The sequence below is a fragment of the Methanobacterium sp. genome (genome assembly GCF_016217785.1).
Lineage (GTDB): Archaea > Methanobacteriota > Methanobacteria > Methanobacteriales > Methanobacteriaceae > Methanobacterium.
Map to the genome: position 1 here is coordinate 1 of NZ_JACRGA010000011.1, position 21,860 is coordinate 21,860.

Below are 21,860 nucleotides of genomic sequence, written 5' to 3' on the forward strand. Positions count from 1 at the left end.
ATTTCCTAAAATTTTAGTTGAATTCTCACCAAAAGGCTTATTATTTGCAATCACAGACTGAGCCTCTTGAACCTCAGCACCCGTAACCCCAACAGTCAAACCACTGGCAAAATTCTCACCATTTGTATCAACATTCTGGTCGCCCACAGCACCCGAAATCGGAACTGCCGCAACAACCATACACAACATACATAATATTGCATAGGTAGAGTTTCGCTTCACTCGCTTAATTATACCGCCTCCGTAGCCCATAAAATTAATTTTACAGGACTTATTTTTTACTACAATTGGATGGAAACAACATACCTTATAAAGGTTTCGAAAAAAATCTCCAAAAAACGAATGTAAAGAGCTTATTTTTTAATTTAAAACCCATTTTGGGCTTTTTAATTTTAATATTTGGCCATGCCTTATTTCCTTTAGTATTTTCAAGATATCACCTCAATTTAAACCCCATTTAAGGAAAATAAGGATTTCCAATTCTTTTATTACTATGGCATATTATTCCCTATGAGACTTAAAACGCCTTTAATCGTGCTTTAAATCAATAAAGAACTTTAAATCTACTTTATTAATTAAAAATAATTATTATAGAAGTTTATGTAAATTAAACGATTTTGAGGCCTTTTTTAGCAATTGAGGTCGAATTCTTTTCTATTAATAATTTTAACCCATTTAAAATGGAATTTTTAATAACAAATTGCCGGAAGGTATATTCTGGTATATAAAGTAATTACTCATTTATCACATAGGCCCCTTTTCCTAAATTGAGTGATAGTTTTGTTTTGAAAATGTTTTGAAATTGTGACAAAAGCTATAACTTCGGAAATGAGTGACTAACAATGTCAAACAACTAATGAAATGTTAAAATTATAATTTTACTGCATCTAAATAAATTTACTATTAAAATAAAAGTTTATTTAAAAAAAAGAGATGTTTATTAGGCTGTTATTGGATACATAGCTAATGGGCCTGTTATTAACCTAATCATGACTCTGCTGATTCACCCATTTTTATGCGGTTAATATTTTCTGATATCTTTAAAAGATAGTCAGTTAGTTCATCGATTTTAACTGCAACCACCGTTTCAGTGATCTCCTCCAGTTCAGGATCACTACTGGTATCATACACTTTCAGGGTAGTTTCACTAAAATTTTCCATATTAAACCTTTTAATCTTCTCCAGTGCTAATTGAAGGTCTTCATATGCTTTTAATTCCCCTAATATATAATTCCTTTCATTAACCAGTTTCTCTAAAGTCACTAGTAATCTCCCCTCAGTCTTCTATTTTAAAATCCACCAAAATTACACAGAACTCATGTTCATGGTATTAGAATTTGATGGAATTATGATTAAAAAACTATCTTATTATTAAATGTTTTAAATGTTTTTATCGTGGATTCCTTTTATTTTATAAAAATTAAACAATATTACGTGCTGAAAACAATATTATTCATTAAAAATAGTAGATTAACGCTTTAAAATTTTATCCATTGAACTCTGGATGGAATTTATCCATGGTTTGACTGTACTGGTAACCTGATTCCCATCATCCTCAATTTCAGAGTTTTTAGAGGATTTCTGGTTGTTTACAAAATCATTTAACCAGTCCGCCAGCTCATATTCAGGTAAATTTTCAAAAAATACCCAGGCGTAACCCTCGTGTTCCCTGCTGAGAGTTAGGTTGCCTTCAATTATTTTACCGGACATAATGATATGTACGGCTCTAATCAGGTGCAAGTTTTGTTCTGAAACTCCAATAACATGTTCCAAAGCGATTTTAAGCTGGGTTTCTTCATAAACTTCCCTGATAAGGGCTTGGTCAAAGGATTCACCCTGATCAACCTTTCCACCTGGAAATTCCCATTTCCCAGGATTGGTCTTAGAATCTGTTGATCTTTTAAGAATCAGAATCTTATTATTTTCATCAGTAAGTAAAACTCTCACTGACAGGCCAAAAACATAATCTATCATTTTTTCCCTTCCAAAATTCAATTTATCCTATCAACTGATTCTAATGCTTGATCTGTATTATGGTTATCTGTAATTATTATTTTAATCTTATTATTAATAGTTATTTAAATTAAAACTCTTTTTGGTGAGGGATGTTTTCACTTTAATCATTCCCCTATCTGTCCCAGAGAAAGTGAATATGAATTTTTTAATTATGCCTATTTGAATAATTATCACCAATTGAGATAATTATCCCGGGGGATAATTAATCCACGGTAAATGTGTATAATTCAAAGAGTTGTAAACATAGTTGAGGTATAATTCAAAGATTTGTAAATAGTGAATTAGAAATCATTCAGTTTAGAATTATTCATATAATTATTCAGAGATTTTATTCAAGAAGTTTACTCAAAGATTAGTTTAAAAAAAAAGGTTTAATCAGCAGTTGTAAACTTATCAACTGCTGAAATATGTATTTCATCCCACAGGGGGGTTTTAACTACTTGCAATCACAGTTGCTGATGAGTCATGGCTGGTAGCGTAGTACCTGTTAGAGTAGCCATTACTTTTGTAGTCATAGTCAACCCAGCTGTTACCATTCCACACTTCAACGGAACGGTGGTTGGATGAGTAACTGTTGGCGTACTGAACGATCCTTGCAGACTGACCGGATGCAGTTAATGAACTGTACAGTGCTGCACTGTTATCCCAACAATCACCTACTCCTTGTCCACTGCTCCATCCGCTACTGCCGGAAGAGTATGAGCTAGAGTAAGATTTGCTGGTTCCGTATGCAGCTTTACTGGATGAACTTGAACCAGTTTTACTGTATGAACTAGATGTACCTGAGGTACTGCTGGTAGTGTCGATGTTTCCATTGACCAGGTCTTTCATGCTTTGACGGGAAATGTTACCCACAATTCCGTCTTCTTTGATTCCAACATACTGCTGGAATGCTTTGACTGCCTGTTCAGTGTAGTTTCCAAATTCACCATCGATTTTACCATTATAAAATCCCTGGGTATGCAGCCAGGTCTGTAGTTCGGTGACATTATCTCCAGTCATTCCTACTGTCAAGTTTTGGTCTGTGCTCGCGTTGGTCACGACCGTATTTTCAGTATCTGAACTTTCCGCGGCTCCCACAGCTGGGATTACCATGAAAAGTGCACACAATGCAATTGTTATTGCTTGTGTGAATTTTCGCCTAATTTTATCGCCTCCGTGCCCTAAATCTTAAAATAAATGATGTAGGACTTTTTGAACACCAACAGTTCATTGGACATGTTATATAAAGGTTTCGGTCTATTTTCTTTTTTAAGGCCATTTTTAAGCTTATTTTTTCAAATAAAGCGCATTTAGAAGTTTTATTAGAACCATTGATTGGAAGAGACCAAAGGAGGTTTAAATTCCTTAAAAATCATCAAATCATGGCCAAATCTGAAAAATAAAACACGATTAGGACCATTATAATCTATCACTACTCACGGATTCACCCATTACAAGGAACCCTCTATGTTGCAGTAGTCAATTAGATAGTATAGATGATTAAACTTTAATTAACCTGTTAAAACCATCTGAATAAGAAATTTAAAGATTATTTGAACTTGAAATCATGTTTATTACTATTTATGATGAATCTTCTTAAACCGTGCATAACCAGCACACCCCTGGGATTTTTTGTATCAATACAACAAAACATGATTTAAAAAATTTAAAGTAAATCACTTAATTAGTAATGGGGAAGTTACTGTTAATCCATTTTCATGGACAATTGATTTTTTTTTCTTTGTGAGAATATTCACAAGTAAGTTTGGAATGATTATATTGGTGTGAAAATACATAAAAAATCACATAAACTGTAAATTAATGACTCTCCCTTTTATTAGGAGGGCCTATCCCATCCTAAAGGCCATTGGAGAAGAAAACCCAGTTGGTCGGGTACATTTCGATGGTCACTGTGACACTGCCCAGGCAATTAACGGTGGCCGGAATTCCAGTGGAAGTATCCTGTATCATGTCAGTTGAGGATGGAGTCTTAGATCCCCGGAGAACTGTTCAGATCGGTATTAGGGATCCAATAAATATAGATGTAATAACTTCGAATATTTTCAAAATCCAAATAATGAAAAACTTTAAATACATTGGTTCGCATAATACCATACGTTCGAGAATGCACGAACCAATATCATGAATGATTTCTGAATTATTATTCAATTAGGATGACCATTCAATGATGTTTGCGGAAAATCCAGTGCACTAACATCTCGGATTAATTTAAAAAATATTATATAAATGTAAACTAAAAGTAAAGGGAGAAATTAAATGAAATCTGAAGATCTTAACCAGGCCTGCCCTGAATGTGGTTGTAAAGATAAGACCGTTTCCCAGAGAAAGAAGAAAACTTCACTTGACACTTGTTATATTCCGCACATTCCAGATGGTAATGTGGGAGTAATACTTTGCAGTGAATGTGGTCATGTATTTGAATACTGTAAAGACCGGAAATTAAAGCAAGAAGTAAAGAAAATTGAGTTTTAAGAATTCCCAAATTCTGCATTTTTTTAAATTTTTTTTAATAGATTTTTATATTTTTATTTTTATATTTTTTTAACAGACCGGAATACTAACACTTATTTTACTAATACCTAATTAAAAGCTTGGTAACGCCACAATGAATACACAAATACGATTATTACAATAATCAAGATTAAAAACAATGCCCAATTAATACGGGCTGTTTTCTTTTTTTCATCATCCAAAGTTTTCTGGTAGTTCTCTAACTCCTGGCCAATATCATCCATATCCAATATTACTCCCCCTTAAGAGGTAATACTTTTTTAGTTTACTTCCAAATTTTTGTTGAAGAGTTCAATGCTTCCATAACCTTTACAAATTAACCTTTTAATTTTTGAATTAACCCCTTAACCTTGGCATCTAAGTTGTCGGCATGGTGAAGTGCCACTGCCTCAGGAGTTTTGGGATCAACCGGTGACCCCCAACCATTTCGAACCTCACCATGATGGCTTAGGACCATATGCAGAAGCAGTGTTTGAAGATTTTCAGGCATATCCATATCCAATGAGTTTATTTTCTCTTTCACCATGTCCGCAGATATGAAAAGATGATCTAACATTTTTCCTTCACTGGAAATGTCAATACTTATTAAATCATAGTCGTATGCCTTTAATTTACCCACATCATGGAGTATTGCCCCAGTGTAAAGTAAATCCTGATCCAGCTGTGGAAAAATTTGGCAGGCAGTTTTGCATATCTGCAGCACTTCCACAGTATGCTCCAATAATCCTCCCTGGTAATTGTGATGATGAATTTTTGCTGATGGTGCTGTGGAAAATTCTTGAGAAAACTCAGGATCACAGAAAAAGGCTTTAAGAAGAGTTTTAAAGTAAACGTTCTCCATACCTTTGATAGTGCTGGTAATTTCATCAATAAGTTCTTCCTGGTCTTTGCCCGAAGTCCGGATGAAATCATCAAGATGGTATTCCCCTTCATCCAGAGCCTGGAAACTATCAATTTTGATGCTGAAGTTCTGGGAATTGCGAGGGAACTCATCAACATTACCAGTTACTGCATAGATACTTTTCTGATTAATATTTTCAAATATATCATGAGCATCCCTATTGGGAAACATCCTGGCAATGATTTCACCAGTTTTATCAGTTAAACTAAATTCAAGGTAGTCCTTCCCATTTCGAGCTGTTTTGATAGTTGCACTGGCAATAACAAAAGAGGTGTTAATTCTTTTTACAGTGTTCAAATTTTCAATGAAATCTTCTTCTTTTTTTAACATGAAATCTCCCATCCCTCAAGATACACTATTAACAGTTGCTAAGAAATGATAACAGATGGTTTAATGTAACTGAATGATTTACTTAGAATGATATTGGATTATATCATTATATTGGATTATATTTTCAAGTAGTTTATCTTTAATGCAATATTGTTGTAATTAATGGATAACTCTAAATTAAATAAATTATTTATTTTTATTAAGATAGATTTTATCATTATAAAATGGATTGAAGGATTACCTTAAGGATTACCCTTCAAAAGGCGGCTGTTGAATCAAATATCTATTTTAAAAATAGCATACCAACTAAATAATTGTTTACCTAGCTCTCAAAGGAAATCCAAATGTTCAGGGACCCTAATGTTTATGTTTTTTTATTTTGTGGATATGTATCTGAAAGAAGTCACCCTCATTTATATCTGCAACTTCGAATAATATTTCAGGGATGTTCACGGTTTCTCCGGTCCTTTTGGCAATTGTAGAATAGTTTCCATGACCCGAATGATGGTGATGACCGTGGTATCCGTGATGACCTCTTTTATGGCAGTCACATTTTTCGTCTTCACACATTTTTCACAAACCTCCTGCATGTGAGTATATCTGATTTTTGGTGTTGAAATTTTTTTCCATTAATATTTTCCACATTAAAAAAGAATTTCTATTTACCTATAAAAAAAGAATAATTCTATTAACTGCAACTTAAGAAAAGTAATTAGGAACATAATGAAAATAAATTACAAAGATATTTTTAAATCCCAATATGTATCTAAAACAGGATTAAAATGTTTATGGGGAAGTTTAAATAATAGCCAGATAAAATCCAGGGATAATAGGAGTTAATAACAGATAAAACGAACTTTTATTAAAAAAAATAGGAATAATAAAATTTTTAGGAATAAAATAAGAGTTAAATTAGGATAATAGTTGAATATGGGGTTAAGATTCTGAAGGAGAGGTGTTCCTTTGACCAGTATTGATTTTTTTGGTGGTGTGGATGAAATTGGCGGCAACAAAATCCGCGTTGAAGATGAAAAAGGTTCTTTCTTCTTTGACTTTGGAATGGGATTTTCACATGCCAATGATTATTTATCCGAATTCCTCCAACCACGAAAAGCCAATGGAATCTGTGATTTTGTAGAACTAGGCCTTTTACCAAATATAGAAGGAATCTACCGGGAGGATTACCTCCGGCACGTAGGCCTGCCCTACCCAGATAAACCCTCTGTTGATGGAGTTCTCATCAGCCACTCTCACGTGGACCACGTGGCTTATGTCCATCATTTACGAGAAGACATCCCCATCTATCTTTCCAATGAATCTTACCTGATTTTAAAGGCTCTGGAAGATACTGGGGCTGCATCTTTTTCCGAGTATCTTCATTTAAAAAAGTCATTTTATCTAGAACCTAAAAAGCGAGGCGAGGGTTACATGCGGTCCAGGGCTAACATTGTTGACCGTGATATCAGGATTGTGAAACCCTATAAAGAGTTTGAAATTGGTGACTTTAAACTCAAATCTGCCCCAGTGGACCATTCCTTACCAGGAGCATCTGCGTTTATCTGCGAAAATGAAGATGAAACCATTGTATACACCGGTGATCTTCGTTTCCATGGGAGACATCCAGAACTCACCCGTAAATTCATTAAAGAAGCCAGTAAATCCAAGCCCACCATTATGATCAGTGAAGGTACACGTATTGATAGTGAACAAAATATCAGTGAGGCAGACATTGAGGAACGTGCAGTTCGTGCTGTAGATAGATGTAAAGGTCTGGTGGTGGTTAACTACCCTGTACGGGATCTGGACCGACTTTTAACCTTTTATAAAGTTGCCGAGGATACTGAACGCGAACTAGTGGTGAGCCTTAAACAGGCCTATATTTTGAACTTATTCAATGAAACCAGCAATGAGTATCCTGATTTATCAGATGTGATAATTTACAAGCCCCGCAAGGGTTGGGGTCTTCTGGGAGAGGATAGTTTTGCCTGTGTGGATGATGAATGGTTATGTGCCAGTGACATTGATTCCTCACAGTGCCTCAGGGATTACAAAAAGTGGGAAAGAGAATTACTGGAAAATGATAATGTCCTGACCTATCATGACCTCCGGGAAGATCCTGGTGATTACATATTCCGCTGTGACTTTTTCGAGTTAAAAGAACTTATTGATATAAAACCAGAGAATGGTGTATATATTAAGTCCAGCACCGAACCCTTTGATGAACAGATGGAAATAAATGAAAGGAAGGTACGAAAATGGCTGAAGTTATTCAATTTACCCCTTTTAAATAAATGCTTCCATGCATCTGGGCACGCCAATGGGAAAGAGATTTTGAACATGATACGTGAGGTGAATCCCGATAAGTTATATCCAGTTCACACTACCCACAAAAACAAATTCCTAAAACTCCAGGATGATGGTATTGAAGTTATTAATCCCACCCTTAGTAAATAAATCTCCCATAATCATTATTAATTCACCATTCAGCGACCACCCTACTTGTAACCCATGGTAAGAAGCACTCCGATTCCTAGAGATACTGTAAAAAAGAAAATAAATCCTATTAATGGTTTATCTGTTTTTTTAATACCTAGAAACTGTATGAAATAGATACCATCATCCGATGTGCCTTCAGTTTCAGTGATTCTCTTAGTTTCATCATTTTTTGGAGTGGTTTTTTTAGATATGTTTGTTTTAACAATTTCAGAGGGCACAACCAATTTAGGAACTTCTTTACTGTTAACTTCTTTACCATCAGTTTTTCCAGGGAGCTTTGCAGTTTTTTGAGTACTTCTAGTTTTAGTATCCAGAATATTTTGAACCCCTGAAACACTATTCTTAGGAATTTCGGATGTTTTATCTGGTACTTTTTCTTTAATTGTGGTTACAGTTTGATCAATGGGTTTTTTAGTTTGATCAATCAGTTTTTTTTCATCAGATGTTATTGTAATTCCTTTATAGTACTCTTCCCGGTAATATGCACGGTTTTGGGATTTGAGTCCTTTATTTTTGGATTCTATGTGAAAAATTGCATTTTCAGCATAAGTTTTCAGGACACCAGTTTCTTCAGTTCTTAGTTTATCCAAATATTTCAAAGCCCTCTCATCACCCATAGCTCCCAGTGCCTGGACTGCTTCCAGTTTAACCTCCAGATCATCGTAACTGAGGGCTTCAATAACACCATTAACATCTTTAATGAGCTTTAATCTTTTGATATCAGGTTTTATATCCTTGGAACTGATTTTCCGATAATAATTTCTATTTTTTACAGAGGGAATATCTTCAGATTCCCTGAAAGATGGAAAACTGAGAGATTCGGATATTTCTTTTTTTGGGGTAAGTTCACCTTCAAAACCAGTCCTTGAAGGAGAATCAGAATCCTGCACTAAATTATCAGATTTAACATCAACGGCATACTTAACATCACTGGACTCATTCCCTGTATCTCCAGATAAATCTTTGTTAAACTTATTATTCTCATTTAAATAATCATCAATAGCATCAATGTATGTTAAAGAGCCATAACATTCACAGGAGACGAAATCTTCTTTTGATTCGCCTTTTTCAAGTTTATAATAACCGCCACATTCTTGACATATCAAATATCCCATATTTTTACACCTTATGAAGTAAACTTATTTTTGTAGAAGACTTTTTTTAAATCATGTTTTCAATCTAAATAACTGTTTTCCAAAGACACATTTTTGTACTAATTATTATGACTTTTGTAACTTGTCAGATGATGTATTACTAAAAAACATCCCATTAATCTTTAAAACACACAATTAACTTTAAAAGAAGAATTAAAATTAATGAATTCACTCCAAAAAATTTTAAAACTTTTTTTAAGCAGAATGAACAATAATAGCTAAATTTTATTCCATTAAAATAGAAATCGTGAAGAAATTCCCTTTTTTAAGAATATTTTTTGCATCCTTCTTTTATTCCCCTCATCATTTTGGATTTTAAATCTTCATAATTGGTTATAGCCCCAGGACCGATATGTAAAATGATATCTCCAGGTTTAGAATGTTTAATAGAGTACTCACCAGCAGTAACCATGTCTTCTGTAGCTATTTTAAGAGCATCGGAATCTCCTGCTCCTTCCAGCACTTCTTGTGCTGATTTCATGTCCAGGATACCGGTTGTTTCATTATATCCACTGGCAATGATCACCTGAGCATACTCTCCCAGTACTTTCCCGATTTCTAACTTATCCCTGGGGTTGGTGCTGTCGGGATTGTCAATTAATATTATCAAATCAGATTTCTCATCCTGTGAAAACTGTTTTAAAGTGGAAATAATTCCTTCCGGGACAAAAGCAGCATCAAAATGAACTTCACGACCATGATAATCACCAATGTATTCTAAATGTCCGGGAATTCCTTTAAAATTCATTAAACCCTTTTTTATGGATTCTTCTTTCAGACCATAAGCTAAAGCAACAGTCGCTGCTGCAACAGAGTTTTCAAAGTAATATCCCCTGAGGTTGAATTTTGTTTCAAATTCTCCTTCACGTCCCTTTAATTTATATTTTATCCCAATATTCCCATCCTCAAGATAACCGGAAACATCACAGCCACTGTTCCGTGAGCAGTAATATAATACATTGAGTTCATTGAGATGGTTCCTGCACTGTGAGCTGGCTATTAGCATTTCACTGGAATGAATGATCATGAGCTTTCTTTTGATATATTTTTCCAGGGAACCCTCAAATTCAGATAAATGGTCAGAATAGATATTGGTTATTAACCCCACTTTCAGTTTTAACTCGGAAAGAAGTCGGATTGTTCCATGGGGCAATTCCAAAACAGCAATATCACTTTTAAGGTGATCACCATTAATGATTCCGTCTACAATCACTTCACTGAGCAGATTCCCTGAAAGGGATGAGCAGGTCCAAACATTGTATCCGGCATTTTCAAAGATTTCAGATATGATATGGGTGGTGCTGGTCTTTCCCAGGGTCCCGGTTACGCCGATTACATCAATATTTATGGCATTGTCCATAATTTTAGAGATATCCTGATTTATAATTAATTTTAATTCATTATCAACTAAGTAATGTCTGATTGGAGAATCTTTAGGTATGTTGGGAGAAATGTACACTGCATCCACATCTTCAATATTGGTGGGGTCATCCAGTCCCAGGTGAAGATCCACGCCTTCTTCCTCCATTTTGTGGAGAGTTTTTTGGACGCTCTCTGGGAATTCCTCCATTAACTTTTCATCAGTTATTTGAACCTGGTGACCAGCATAATTTAAAATCCTGGCTGCCGGTCGCCCAGCATTACCTGCACCTATTACAACACACTTCATGTTAAATTCTCCACAATTAAATTGCTCTTCCCGATAAATATACTTTGAGTTATAAGTAAAATTTGATTCAAATTTAGTTCTCAAAAGGGAGTACTCCTCCATATTCTCATATTAATAATCAAATCAATATAGTCCAGGGAATACTGTTAAGATTCTCTTTCTGATATTTTCAATTATTAACTTTATTGTCCATTAAATATATCCTAACTCCAGTATATCTAGTTTTTATTAATATCACATATAAGCAAGTTGATTCTCCTTGGATAATCCTTTCTACGTATTGTTTTTAATGAAATTGAGAATAATATGTTGAATTGATTAAATTCGATGAAAAAGGAAATATGTCTCCTTCATAATATGATAACCTTTATTCACCTTAATAAATCCTTTAGGTCTAAATATTCATGGGGGAAGATATTGAAAAAAGGATAAATAGAGGCAGTTCAATAAGATAATGATGAAGTATATTTAGACTAATGATTGAAAACCGATTTACTTTTCTCAATAATTAAGATGCTAAATTGATGATAAAAAAAAACCTATTTATAAAAACAGCAGGAGCGTTTGTATATGGCAGTTAAAATCAATGAAAACTATCTGTTAATTAAAAGCAACTATATTTTTTCTGAAATTAACCAAAGGGTTGAAAAATACCAGAATGATAATCCCGATGCCAATATAATACGGATGGGTATTGGGGATGTAACCCGACCTTTACCTAAGGCTGTTGTCGGAAAATTCACCGAAGCAGTGAATGAAATGGGTGATGCTGAATCATTCAGGGGTTATGGTCCAGAACAGGGTTATGATTTTTTGATTGAGGAAATTATAAAAAATGATTACACCCCACGCGGAATCAATCTATCTACTAATGAAATTTTCGTCAGTGACGGTGCTAAATGCGATACTGGTAACATTCAAGAAATATTCGATCTTCTTAACACAGTTGCAGTTACTGATCCAGTTTATCCTGTTTATGTGGAGAGTAATGTTATGGCCGGGAGAACCGGGCCCATGGAAGATGATGGTCGTTACCAGAAACTAGTATACATACCCTGCACTGAAGAGAATGGATTTATCCCTGAACTTCCCAAAACACCAGTGGACCTAATTTATTTATGTTTCCCCAACAATCCTACCGGCACTGCACTAACCACAGAACAACTGGCACAGTGGGTTGATTATGCTCGTGAAAATAATTCAATTATTCTCTTTGATGGTGCTTATGAAGCTTACATTCAGGAAGACAACATACCTCACAGTATTTATGAAATTGAAGGTGCCCGTGAGGTGGCAATTGAGTTCAGGAGCTTTTCTAAAAATGCTGGTTTCACCGGTACCCGTTGTGCTTACACTGTAGTTCCTAAAGAAGTTATGGGCTTTGACAGTGAAGGTAACCCCCATTCAGTTAACAGTTTATGGAACCGGCGCCAGACCACCAAATTCAACGGTGTTTCCTATCCCATACAAGTGGCTGCCTGTGCAGTTTATTCACCAGAAGGACAAAAAGAGATCAAAGAATCCATTGACTACTATATGCAAAATGCTTCCATAATCAGGAACAGCTTAAAAGATCTTGGTTTAAGGGTTTACGGTGGAGTTAATTCACCCTACATCTGGGTTAAAACCCCGGGTGATATGGATTCCTGGCAATTCTTCGATCTTCTACTGGATGAGGCCCATATAGTTGGAACCCCTGGTGTAGGTTTCGGTCCCAGTGGTGAGGGTTATCTCAGGTTAACTGCCTTCAACACCCTGGAAAATACAGAAAAGGCCATGGAAAGAATATCCAGGTTATCCATCTGAGATATTCTAAATTATCCATGAAGAACATTCCAATTTATTCATGGAATGAATATTCCAATTTATTCATGAAAAGATGTTCTAATTATCCATGTGAATTATGGAATAACCTTTTTTACAAATCTACATTTTTTTTTATTTTTATTTGTTTTTAGAGATTTCTCAATATTAGCCTGAATTAAAAATAGAATAGGTTTGAAAATAATATTTGGGGTTTGAAAATAGAATATTGGGGATTTTTGAAAATAAAGATAATTTACGGATAAAAATAAATGGGGAAAAAATTTAAATGATGTTTTTAATGATTATGAATGTTTTTAATGATTATAACCATCATAAATGTTATAACATATCCATATATTCCTTTAGAGCCTCTTTATAACTCCGGATCTGGGGGAATCCTTCCATCTTCCAGTTGTAATTTTCAAGAACAGAATACAGGGGTCGTGGGGCTGGGCTGCCGAATTCTTCCGTGGTCACTGGTTTTAAATCAATTTCTATCCCTGCGTATTCAAATATGGACTGTGCATATTCATACCAGGAACAATGGTCACTGTTGGTAACATGATAAATACCGTAAGCTGGTTTGGTTATGAGCTGGTTTATGGCTTTGGCCAGGTCCACCGTGTAAGTGGGGGATCCTATCTGGTCGCTGACCACTGATATGCTATCATGGTTTCCTGCAAGTTTTAGCATGGTGGTAACGAAGTTTGGCCCGTGATATCCGTATAACCACGCTGTTCTAACAATGTAGAATTTATCCAGAATATCACGGATGTATACTTCACCCTGGTGTTTGGTTTGACCGTAAACACTCATTGGGTTGGTTTGATCGTATTCACGGTAGGGTGCGCCTTTGGTTCCGTCAAAAACATAATCAGTGCATATGTAAACCAGGGCACTGTCTGCTTCCAAGCAGGCAACTGCCACATTCCGTGTTCCCAGTGAATTTACCTGGTAAGCCAGGTCAGCCCTGGTTTCACTTCCATCAACATCGGTGAAAGCCGCAGCATGAACCACCACATCGGGATTGATGTTTTTTACAGTATCAATTGTCTTATCAATGTCAGTTATGTCCAGGGTGTGGATGGTGGTTGTGCTTACATCGTGTTCAGCAGATAAAATATCTTCCAGATCATGCCCTAACATTCCTTCTGCGCCTATAATCATTACTTTCATTTTTTCAACCCTTTAAAACTGTTAATCTATTGTATTGTACTATTTAGGATATGGTTACTTTTAGGATATGAACTATTAGGATATGGTTACGATTAGGATATAGGTTATCATTTATAGACATCATAAACGATTTCATAGACTCATAGAAGTTTATTAAAAAAATTAAACATCAAATATTTCTATAAAATCAATATTCTCTTTAAAAGAATGCCATGGGTATCAGGTGGAGTATTCAGAATTGATGCGTACGTAGTCGTAGCTAAGATCACATCCATAGGCAGTTGCTTTAAAATCTCCAATGGCCAGATCAACGGTTATTTTAATTTCTTCCCGTTCCATTATACTTTCTGCAAGTTCCAGCTCTTCTGTTCCATCAAATGCCATTATCTCCCCATTATTAACAACATCCACAAATCTTTCCCCTTCTTCTAAACGAACACTGATGGTATCTTCGTTCATATTGGCTCCAGAATATCCCACTGCTGCCACTATACGACCCCAATTAGGATCAGCACCAAAAAGGGCAGTTTTTACCAGGGGTGATTTCACTACGGACCTGGCTGCGATTCTGGCATCATTTAAGGTCATGGCCCCTTTAACTTCCACTTCCATGTACTTGGTGGCACCCTCGCCATCATGGGCCATCATCCTGGCCAGTTCACTGCACAGATAATCCAGTGCTTCCTGGAATTTTTCATCAATGTTTCCCTGTCCGGGTCTGGATAACAGTATGACTATGTCATTGGTACTTTCATCACCATCCACAACCACCATGTTGAATGTTTTTTCCACAGATTTCTGTAATGCTTCTTCAAGTTCGTTGGGTGTGGCTTCAATGTCAGTGGTTATGAATGAAAGCATGGTCCCCATGTTAGGGGCTATCATTCCTGAACCTTTGGTAATACCACCGATACGAATAGTTTTTCCATTATTCAGGGTTGTTTCAACTGCAAATTCCTTGGGATAATTGTCAGTTGTCATTATGGCTTCTGCAGCATTTCGTGATGCTTCAGGTGATTTTTCCAGTCTTCGCAGTGCATCGGTGATGAGATTGCTGATGATGGGTAATGGTAGCTGGCGACCGATAATTCCGGTGGATGCAACTGCAACATCCTCCTGGGGGATGTCCAGACCTTCAGCCACTTGAAAGGTCATGAGTTTAGCATGTTCAATACCTTCTTGTCCGGTGAAGCAGTTGGCATTTCCACTGTTGGCAACAATTGCTGATAGTCTCCCATCTTTAACTGATTCACGGGTGATGATGATTGGGGCAGCTTGAACTTTATTCCGGGTAAACACTGCTGCAGCACTGCTCTCCGGGTACTGAATAATCGCCACTCCATAATTATCTTCACAGGCCCCAGCTGCCTTTACACCTTCCACTGCACATATTCCACCTTCAATTTTTTTCATACACTCATCCCACCCATCTGGTTTATCTTACCTACTAATCATCATTGTAGTAATTTAATGATTTGAAAATCATATTCATGAATCAAATAAATTATGAATAGAATTATTTAAATATTAATCTCCATTCACACCTATATCAACAATTATTCTGCTATTAACCATCATGATATCCTTAAATTTAGGGTATGTCTTATCCTAAATGAATAAATGAATTTAATAAACCCATGATAGTTTTAATAGTAAGATCCCATCAAATTCACAGGATAGATTGTAAATAATATGTTTACAATCTAATTTGACCTAATATCATCTTAGCCTATATTAAGCAGGGTTAAGGTCAAGTTGTCGTGTTATAACTGGTGGTCTGGTTGGTGGGTGTTTGAGTATTTGTGGGATTTGTATTCGGTTCCTCGTAAACATCTTCAGAACTGGATGATGGTGTTTGTACTGTGGATTGTGTGTTGGTGGTTGTATTAGGGGTAGTTGTGTTTTTGACGTTGTAAACAACAGGTAATTCGCTGGGTGTGCTGATGTTTAAACCAGTATTTTGGGTGTCATTAAAGCTAAAGCCAGTGAACATACTGGCCCCGGTTCCGCATCCAAATGCGATTAATGATATTACCAGGGCAACTGCTGCCTTTCCCTTTAATTCTTCTTTCATATAATCAAGCCTTCAATTCTCAAGTAAATTATTTAGTAAAGTGAGGGTTTCCCATAAGAATAGTTAAACCCGTATTAAAATTGATTATAAACTAAATTGGTTTATATAAACTAAATTTGAATGGACATAAATCTAAATTGGATCTAGTCATGCAGTTAGGGCGTAGATTAAAGCCAGTACAATGGCGACCAGTCCAAACTCCCAGTAACCTATATTCCATCCAATAAGTGTGACCAGGAATACGAAGATGAATATCAAAATTACCCGGCCAGTTTTCTCCTGCATAAATTCAATAACTGCACGGCTGAACTCGGAGGGTACGTAGTATGCGTATATTCCATCGGCCAGATCAAAGACCATGACGGGTGAGTTGTTCCATATTTTGATGTCATCAGCCATTTGGGCTCTTTCCCCTGCTTCACGGCGACTTTTACCAATTCCAACCCGTAATCTTGCACCGTTATTGAGGGCATGCCATGAGGAGTCTATTCCTGCACGGAGTGCGGCATCTTTGGTGGGTAGGTTGGCGATTAAATCATCCCCACCTTCACGGTAACCTTCAATTCTGCCTTTGCAATCCTTTTCAATGAAACCTTTGATTTCATTCATGATCTCAACCAGCCGGTCACGACCCTGATCTTCAATGAACTGGGTTGAGTCAAAGGCATCAATGAATAAATAATTATCATAAACTGCTGGTGTTCCTTCCAGTTTGGTTATTTTGCTGGAGAATACAATGGCAAATTCACCGCCTAGTTTGGTGAATCCCACTCCAGAGGTTTCTCCGATTTGTTTGTTGAGGTTGATGGATCTTTCAATTGATGCAGCTCCCGTCATTCCAACTGCAGCCCGAACATCAATCTCGGTTTCCATACCCATCTTTATGAGCTCCACACCCACCCGGATAGCATCGTTTTTGGATAAAAGTCGGGAGACAATCTCGGTGTTACTCATCTCTACAATGGTACCATTTTCTTTTTTGATGAATTGCACGAACTGCTCGATGATCCGCTTGTTACCGCCAAATACTTCCACATAGAGATAGCGGTCACTTCCCATGATTATGTTACTTAAAAGGGCGTATTCATTGACATCGTTCTCGGCAGGTTTAATTTCAACGAACCGGCGGTTTTCAGGTATGTTACCTCGCCCAACTTCTTTTAAAAGGTTTTGAAAGATGTTTTCGGTGGTTATGTTGGCACGTTCTATTTCCAGGAGCATGGTACGGGTGTAGTTCACCATATCCACATATTCTGTTTCCTTCTCGTTGGTAGGATAATATTTAGTACCTATACTTAAAACCCGGTGTTTCAAGAGGAAACCGAATAACGTTCTCAACAGGTAATTGCCTGCCATCTACTTGTCTCCTCCCTTTTCCAGATTTATATCATAGTGTCCGGGTTTCTCCATCAGCATGCTCGGTTTTACTGATACTATGGGGAACTTCCAGGTTCCTAACCGTGCAGCGACAGTGCTGGCAATGTTTCGGGAGTTTTTCTTAACAAAGGAGTAGTCGTGATCATTGATGGTGATGTTCACATCAAAGGGTGATTCCTCCAGTATTTCATCAGAGTAAATAATATTCAACTCAAAAGTCCCTGGTTTGGTGAATAAATCATTTCGAACCGCCACCAGTGGGGCGTGATCTAATTTCAAACGATCCCCTACAGTTACTGCAATGTTACCAGCGTTTCTCACCGCGTCGCGGTAGTCGCGGGGGCTGACCAGTACAAAGATTATGAAGTCACTGGTTCTCTCGGCATCTTCCACCATCTTCATGACCTTATCAAACAGGGGTATTTTCATGAACATTCCTTCAATTTTGGAGTCTATACCCTCATCTTTAGTCTTGGATATGCGGTCAATTGCCTCCTTGGCAACTGCAATTCCTGAAAGTTTCTTGTTCTTTTTCAGTTTATATGAATCATAACCTTTCTTCTCGAATTCAGATAGGGTCTGGTTAGAAATTTTTTGCAGGATATTTTTGATCTTTTTCGGCTGAGCAGAACTTCCAATTACTATGTTCTCCCCCTTAAAGCTATATGGAATTCTGCGACTGTTAATGTCTCTGAATTCATCGTAAAACTCACGGAAGGCATCGTTGGATAATATTTTTGCATCTTCTTCTTCAGCCAGATTCAGGATGTAATGATCTGCGTTGGTGCCTGCGGGTACCTGGTGCACTTTTTCTTCATCAAGGAGTTTATTGAATTCTTCCTTCTCATCGATTTCATGTCTCAGCGATGCATCAGCGATGAGAATAGGATGGTATCCTAACTTTTCCAGTGACTCTACTGCTTTAAGCAATTTACTTAGACTGGGTTTTCCATCCTTTTTTCCGAAGTGGGCTACGTTAGATGCATCCACAATTACCTGCAATCAATCACCTACACCTGTTTTCATACTTTGCCAGAGGGTGGGTTTCACCATTGGCAGTGTTCAAGAGGATATCTATATGTTCTTCATCTATATTAATGGTATTAAAGGAGGGTGTATCTTTCCCCCTGAGTTTAAAGGAAGAAACTGTTCCAGCAGTTGCGAAAACAGTTTCATGAACTATCCATGTATGGGGAACATGCTTATGACCTGACAGGACCAGATCAGCATTATTTTCAATTAGGGACATTAATATATCACCAGCATCACTTAAAACATTTCTTTCACGGCCTGTACGGGGGACCGGGATAATATGATGATGTAATGCAATGATTTTGAATAAACCTTCTTTTGATGCATTTTTCATGGCATCTTCCATGAACCTCTGCTGTGATCGACCTACCTTACCATAGTTGAGATCTGGTTCACTGCTATCCAGTCCAATAACTTTAAATCCATGATTTTTAACTTGAAGAGTACCGTACCTATCTTTAATAAGTTCTTCAAAGCAACAGTTTCCCAGATGACGAGAGTCATGGTTTCCAGGCACCACTAAAAGTGGTGTTTTGAATTGTTCCAAGTATTCTGCTGCCTGTTTTAACTCATTATAATATCCATTATCTGATAGATCACCGGTGACAATGGTGGCATCAACTTCCATCTCGTTGATTCTGTCAATGGCATCCAGGAGCAGTTCTTCGCGAAACGCCAGTGCCCCTACATGCATGTCAGAGAGATGGGCAATAAGTGCCATTAACTTAACCTCAAGATAGCCTCGGCCAGGTCACCACCAGTTTCTTCAAGGGCTTTCCTGGCTTCTTCCGGGCTGACCCCGGTCTGGGTGGCAACTAAGTCCACATCATCATCTGGTATTACAAGTTCAGTTTCGATTTCTCTTTCCTTGGTTTTTCCAGATATCTGGTAGGTATCCTGACCCATGAAGTTCATCAGGTTAACCTTGGGATTAGTGATTACCAGTTCTTTGCTTTTAAATTTAATGATTACTTCAGTGACACCTTTAACATCTTTCATGTCCATGCCCATTTGTTTCATGGATCTTTGCATCTGTTTTAGTTGTTTGGGGTTCATACCTGCGCCGGGTAACATTAAAAGCCTCCTTTTCTTGTCTTTACTGCTTGACCTGTGTTAAAATCAAGTATTTCTTTTCCATTTAATATTGACTTTCCAAAGGCCAGGAGTTGGTCTTCAGCATTCACTATCAATACTTCTTCCTTTGCATGGATATCTATATCACAATTTATAACGAATTTAGCAAATATACTTTTTCCTTCCCGGGCAAATGGTTCTGCATCTTCATTAACCACCACCCGATTTTTGGGGTAGGGGAGGTATCGGTGCAGCCTACGTGCCCCTTCCCTGGCCAGTACAAATACACCATCACTAGCCCTTAAAGTGGCAATGAGTTCTTCACCATCATAAACATGACGTATTTTCCCGGTTTTCCTGCTTTTAACTATTTGCACATCTCCATCAAAAAGACCATTCCCTGCGCCCTCCCCAAACTGGTAATCGGCAATCATTTTTATTCTTTTCTGATCATCCACCACTATATTTAATGGTTCAGGAAAACGGTATTCCTCCATGGGAAGTGTGTTGAGGGCGAATGTTTGGGCTACTTCTTCACTTACTATGATCTCCTCAAAACCTTCGAGATAATCCTGTAGAACATTACCCACCATTTTAAGTGAATCTTCATCATAACTATCCGGGGATTCATTCTGTGCCAGTGGATAAACCTGATCCAATTCCAGTGGAATCACCCCAAATGGCACATCAACCACAGTTACCTGCATATCTTCCAGCTGAGTTTCTATAATTTGTTGATTAAGACTTTCTGCACTTTGTTTAGGGTGTTCCAGGCTATCTTGCTTGGCTTCAAAGTTTTCCTGTTCACTGGTAATTCGATAGAATTTTTCAGGAAGATCATAAAGACGTTCTGAGTAGGGTTTACTGCTCCGCGGAAGGAGCAATACGCTCTTTTTGGAAGAGATTCTTCTCATCTTCTTCAGATGCCGGTACACCTCTGGACGATTAAGGGATTCCGGTCCTGTGTAGAAGAATGCTGAATTCTTGTAGGGAGGATCATATTTTTCCAAGTCTTCGGAGTAGTTTTTGAGACTTCGCAATGCTTCCAGTAAGAATGGATGGGCACGGCAACGCTGTTCAACCAGTTCCCAGAGACTTCCTTCCACTATGGCCTGGCGTATCATTCTCATCTCTGCAAAACTCACCCTTAAATTATGTATGGCTAGAAGTTCTCTCCTTTCCTCTTTTTTCATCTGCCTCAGCTGTTCTGGGGTGTAACTGGTACAAACTTCACATGAACAGGGCATTTCATAAAGGTTTTCCAGTTTTAATGTACCGCCCGGCATTAAAAGCCGGTCATCCTCCGCATATAGAATGTAAGCTGCAGAGTCAAACAGGTCGCATCCCATGGCTACTGCCAGGGCGAAGATCATGGGGTGACCTGCACCCATAAGGTGGCGGGGTCGTGAATCAGGTAGATGGGTCACTGAGGCCATTACTACTTCCACTAACTCTTTATAACGGTAGGATTCCATGAGGGGAACTACCGCTCCAATGGGATGAACCTGGAAATCCATTTCTCCCAGTGCATCAGCACATTTGCTGCGCAGGTCAGGGTAGGTGGAGCCCTGCACCACGGAGTTAAGCATCAATTCATCCCTAACTTCAAGTGCTTCACTGGCTCTTTGGAGTGTTATTTCAAGCTCCCTCTCTGCACGTTCCCGTTTAACTGATGGAGGGGTTGGTATATCCAGAGATGTTCCAATATCTGTTCCTATTTTTTCCTGGAACTCCACTATTTCCTGATTGGAGACCTGAACATCCCCATACAGAGAGAGCTGGAAAGACCCTGAATCTGTGACTACGGGTCCTGGAAAATCGATCAATTTATGAACACCCTCTTCCAGAGCTATTTCCCTTAGATCCTCATTTTTATATATGAGATAGGCATTGGTGATCACCACCTCTGCTCCGTAATCAGAAACCTGGATGGTTTGTTTTCCAGGGTGTATGACTGGCATGAGTGCGGGGGTTTTAATGGTTCCGTGGGGTGTTTTAAGAGTTCCAACTCTACCCCTGGCGTCTTTATATTTAATTTCAAAGTTCAAATTTATCACCTTTATAAAAAAATCTCTCAAAATTTCAATAAACTACGTTTTAATCAGTTTCAGTCAATAAACAGGTTATCTATGAGTTTCTAGAAAACAATGTTTTAATCAATGTTTTTAATTTTAATTATTAATTCTATAATCTAAATTAATTTTAGTCTGAATTAATTATTTAATCTATTAATAGAATCAA

20 protein-coding genes and 1 pseudogene are annotated in these 21,860 nt (G+C 37.3%); 4 read left to right on the forward strand and 17 right to left on the reverse strand.

The window, feature by feature from the left end; all coding sequences use genetic code 11:
* From HY987_RS05040 to HY987_RS05055, 4 genes and pseudogenes are all read right to left on the reverse strand, one after another.
* Positions 1-180, reverse strand: a pseudogene (locus HY987_RS05040) (peptidoglycan-binding protein); the annotation flags it as partial.
* Positions 181-987: 807 nt separating this feature from the next.
* Entirely contained in the window at positions 988-1,263 is a 276-nt protein-coding gene (locus HY987_RS05045) for a hypothetical protein (protein ID WP_292756258.1), read from the reverse strand.
* A 207-nt stretch (positions 1,264-1,470) separates the two neighbouring features.
* On the reverse strand, positions 1,471-1,974 hold the full coding sequence (locus HY987_RS05050; RefSeq protein ID WP_292756259.1) for an NUDIX domain-containing protein: 504 nt from the start codon (positions 1,972-1,974) through the stop codon (positions 1,471-1,473).
* A gap of 474 nt (positions 1,975-2,448) precedes the next feature.
* The gene (locus HY987_RS05055; RefSeq protein ID WP_292756261.1) at positions 2,449-3,111 is read right to left on the reverse strand and encodes a peptidoglycan-binding domain-containing protein; all 663 of its coding nucleotides are present in this window, start codon (positions 3,109-3,111) and stop codon (positions 2,449-2,451) included.
* A 708-nt stretch (positions 3,112-3,819) separates the two neighbouring features.
* On the opposite strand from HY987_RS05055, the gene HY987_RS05060 reads away from it, so the two are divergent.
* Positions 3,820-3,978 (forward strand): arginase family protein, encoded by a 159-nt coding sequence (locus HY987_RS05060; RefSeq protein WP_292756263.1) that lies wholly within the window; start codon positions 3,820-3,822, stop codon positions 3,976-3,978.
* 297 nt (positions 3,979-4,275) lie between these two features.
* Positions 4,276-4,491, forward strand: a complete 216-nt coding sequence (locus HY987_RS05065; protein WP_292756265.1) for a TIGR04165 family Cys-rich peptide — start codon at positions 4,276-4,278, stop codon at positions 4,489-4,491.
* Between the two features lie 107 nt (positions 4,492-4,598).
* Here HY987_RS05065 and HY987_RS05070 read toward each other — a convergent pair whose 3' ends face one another.
* The 3 genes from HY987_RS05070 to HY987_RS05080 form a co-directional block, all read right to left on the reverse strand.
* A complete protein-coding gene (locus HY987_RS05070; protein ID WP_292756589.1) occupies positions 4,599-4,754 on the reverse strand; it encodes a DUF2116 family Zn-ribbon domain-containing protein in 156 nt (51 codons plus the stop codon).
* A gap of 92 nt (positions 4,755-4,846) precedes the next feature.
* On the reverse strand, positions 4,847-5,761 hold the full coding sequence (locus tag HY987_RS05075) for an HD domain-containing protein (protein WP_292756267.1): 915 nt from the start codon (positions 5,759-5,761) through the stop codon (positions 4,847-4,849).
* Positions 5,762-6,118: 357 nt separating this feature from the next.
* A complete protein-coding gene (locus HY987_RS05080; protein WP_292756268.1) occupies positions 6,119-6,331 on the reverse strand; it encodes a hypothetical protein in 213 nt (70 codons plus the stop codon).
* Between the two features lie 393 nt (positions 6,332-6,724).
* On the opposite strand from HY987_RS05080, the gene HY987_RS05085 reads away from it, so the two are divergent.
* Positions 6,725-8,215 (forward strand): MBL fold metallo-hydrolase, encoded by a 1,491-nt coding sequence (locus HY987_RS05085; protein ID WP_292756270.1) that lies wholly within the window; start codon positions 6,725-6,727, stop codon positions 8,213-8,215.
* A gap of 41 nt (positions 8,216-8,256) precedes the next feature.
* Here HY987_RS05085 and HY987_RS05090 read toward each other — a convergent pair whose 3' ends face one another.
* Together HY987_RS05090 and HY987_RS05095 are read right to left on the reverse strand one after the other, a co-directional pair.
* Positions 8,257-9,372: a HEAT repeat domain-containing protein gene (locus HY987_RS05090; protein WP_292756272.1), complete on the reverse strand. Its 1,116-nt coding sequence runs from the start codon at positions 9,370-9,372 to the stop codon at positions 8,257-8,259.
* A 304-nt stretch (positions 9,373-9,676) separates the two neighbouring features.
* Complete coding sequence (locus tag HY987_RS05095; protein ID WP_292756274.1) at positions 9,677-11,080, reverse strand: Mur ligase family protein; 1,404 nt, start codon at positions 11,078-11,080, stop codon at positions 9,677-9,679.
* A 570-nt stretch (positions 11,081-11,650) separates the two neighbouring features.
* Here HY987_RS05095 and HY987_RS05100 point away from each other — a divergent pair.
* Positions 11,651-12,886, forward strand: coding sequence for an LL-diaminopimelate aminotransferase (locus HY987_RS05100; RefSeq protein WP_292756276.1), 1,236 nt, complete (start codon positions 11,651-11,653; stop codon positions 12,884-12,886).
* Between the two features lie 339 nt (positions 12,887-13,225).
* On the opposite strand, the gene rfbD is transcribed toward HY987_RS05100, so the two are convergent.
* From rfbD to tgtA, 8 genes are all read right to left on the reverse strand, one after another.
* Positions 13,226-14,062 carry a dTDP-4-dehydrorhamnose reductase gene (rfbD, locus tag HY987_RS05105; RefSeq protein ID WP_292756278.1) on the reverse strand — a complete coding sequence of 279 codons (837 nt, stop codon included), beginning with the start codon at positions 14,060-14,062 and terminating at the stop codon, positions 13,226-13,228.
* Between the two features lie 219 nt (positions 14,063-14,281).
* Complete coding sequence (argJ, locus tag HY987_RS05110; protein WP_292756280.1) at positions 14,282-15,475, reverse strand: bifunctional ornithine acetyltransferase/N-acetylglutamate synthase; 1,194 nt, start codon at positions 15,473-15,475, stop codon at positions 14,282-14,284.
* A gap of 337 nt (positions 15,476-15,812) precedes the next feature.
* Complete coding sequence (locus HY987_RS05115; RefSeq protein ID WP_292756282.1) at positions 15,813-16,136, reverse strand: hypothetical protein; 324 nt, start codon at positions 16,134-16,136, stop codon at positions 15,813-15,815.
* Positions 16,137-16,283: 147 nt separating this feature from the next.
* Entirely contained in the window at positions 16,284-17,492 is a 1,209-nt protein-coding gene (locus HY987_RS05120; protein ID WP_292756284.1) for a hypothetical protein, read from the reverse strand.
* Positions 17,493-18,515 (reverse strand): Zc3h12a-like ribonuclease, encoded by a 1,023-nt coding sequence (locus tag HY987_RS05125; RefSeq protein WP_292756286.1) that lies wholly within the window; start codon positions 18,513-18,515, stop codon positions 17,493-17,495.
* 4 nt (positions 18,516-18,519) lie between these two features.
* Entirely contained in the window at positions 18,520-19,266 is a 747-nt protein-coding gene (locus HY987_RS05130; RefSeq protein WP_292756288.1) for a metallophosphoesterase, read from the reverse strand.
* Entirely contained in the window at positions 19,266-19,619 is a 354-nt protein-coding gene (locus HY987_RS05135; protein WP_292756290.1) for a nascent polypeptide-associated complex protein, read from the reverse strand. Before HY987_RS05135 ends, HY987_RS05130 begins: the two co-directional genes overlap by 1 nt.
* A complete protein-coding gene (tgtA, locus tag HY987_RS05140) occupies positions 19,619-21,667 on the reverse strand; it encodes a tRNA guanosine(15) transglycosylase TgtA (protein WP_292756292.1) in 2,049 nt (682 codons plus the stop codon). The genes HY987_RS05135 and tgtA overlap by 1 nt, the downstream gene beginning before the upstream one ends.
* Between the last annotated feature and the right edge of the window lie 193 nt (positions 21,668-21,860).

Bases quoted from the DNA above. Each gene is read 5' to 3' on its own strand.
- HY987_RS05050 (WP_292756259.1), bottom strand. From the start codon at position 1,974: ATGATAGATTATGTTTTTGGCCTGTCAGTGAGAGTTTTACTTACTGAT.
- HY987_RS05055 (WP_292756261.1), bottom strand. From the start codon at position 3,111: ATGGTAATCCCAGCTGTGGGAGCCGCGGAAAGTTCAGATACTGAAAAT.
- HY987_RS05060 (WP_292756263.1), top strand. From the start codon at position 3,820: ATGACTCTCCCTTTTATTAGGAGGGCCTATCCCATCCTAAAGGCCATT.
- HY987_RS05065 (WP_292756265.1), top strand. From the start codon at position 4,276: ATGAAATCTGAAGATCTTAACCAGGCCTGCCCTGAATGTGGTTGTAAA.
- HY987_RS05070 (WP_292756589.1), bottom strand. From the start codon at position 4,754: ATGGATGATATTGGCCAGGAGTTAGAGAACTACCAGAAAACTTTGGAT.
- HY987_RS05075 (WP_292756267.1), bottom strand. From the start codon at position 5,761: ATGTTAAAAAAAGAAGAAGATTTCATTGAAAATTTGAACACTGTAAAA.
- HY987_RS05080 (WP_292756268.1), bottom strand. From the start codon at position 6,331: ATGTGTGAAGACGAAAAATGTGACTGCCATAAAAGAGGTCATCACGGA.
- HY987_RS05090 (WP_292756272.1), bottom strand. From the start codon at position 9,372: ATGGGATATTTGATATGTCAAGAATGTGGCGGTTATTATAAACTTGAA.
- HY987_RS05095 (WP_292756274.1), bottom strand. From the start codon at position 11,080: ATGAAGTGTGTTGTAATAGGTGCAGGTAATGCTGGGCGACCGGCAGCC.
- HY987_RS05100 (WP_292756276.1), top strand. From the start codon at position 11,651: ATGGCAGTTAAAATCAATGAAAACTATCTGTTAATTAAAAGCAACTAT.
- rfbD (WP_292756278.1), bottom strand. From the start codon at position 14,062: ATGAAAGTAATGATTATAGGCGCAGAAGGAATGTTAGGGCATGATCTG.
- argJ (WP_292756280.1), bottom strand. From the start codon at position 15,475: ATGAAAAAAATTGAAGGTGGAATATGTGCAGTGGAAGGTGTAAAGGCA.
- HY987_RS05115 (WP_292756282.1), bottom strand. From the start codon at position 16,136: ATGAAAGAAGAATTAAAGGGAAAGGCAGCAGTTGCCCTGGTAATATCA.
- HY987_RS05120 (WP_292756284.1), bottom strand. From the start codon at position 17,492: ATGGCAGGCAATTACCTGTTGAGAACGTTATTCGGTTTCCTCTTGAAA.
- HY987_RS05130 (WP_292756288.1), bottom strand. From the start codon at position 19,266: ATGGCACTTATTGCCCATCTCTCTGACATGCATGTAGGGGCACTGGCG.
- HY987_RS05135 (WP_292756290.1), bottom strand. From the start codon at position 19,619: ATGTTACCCGGCGCAGGTATGAACCCCAAACAACTAAAACAGATGCAA.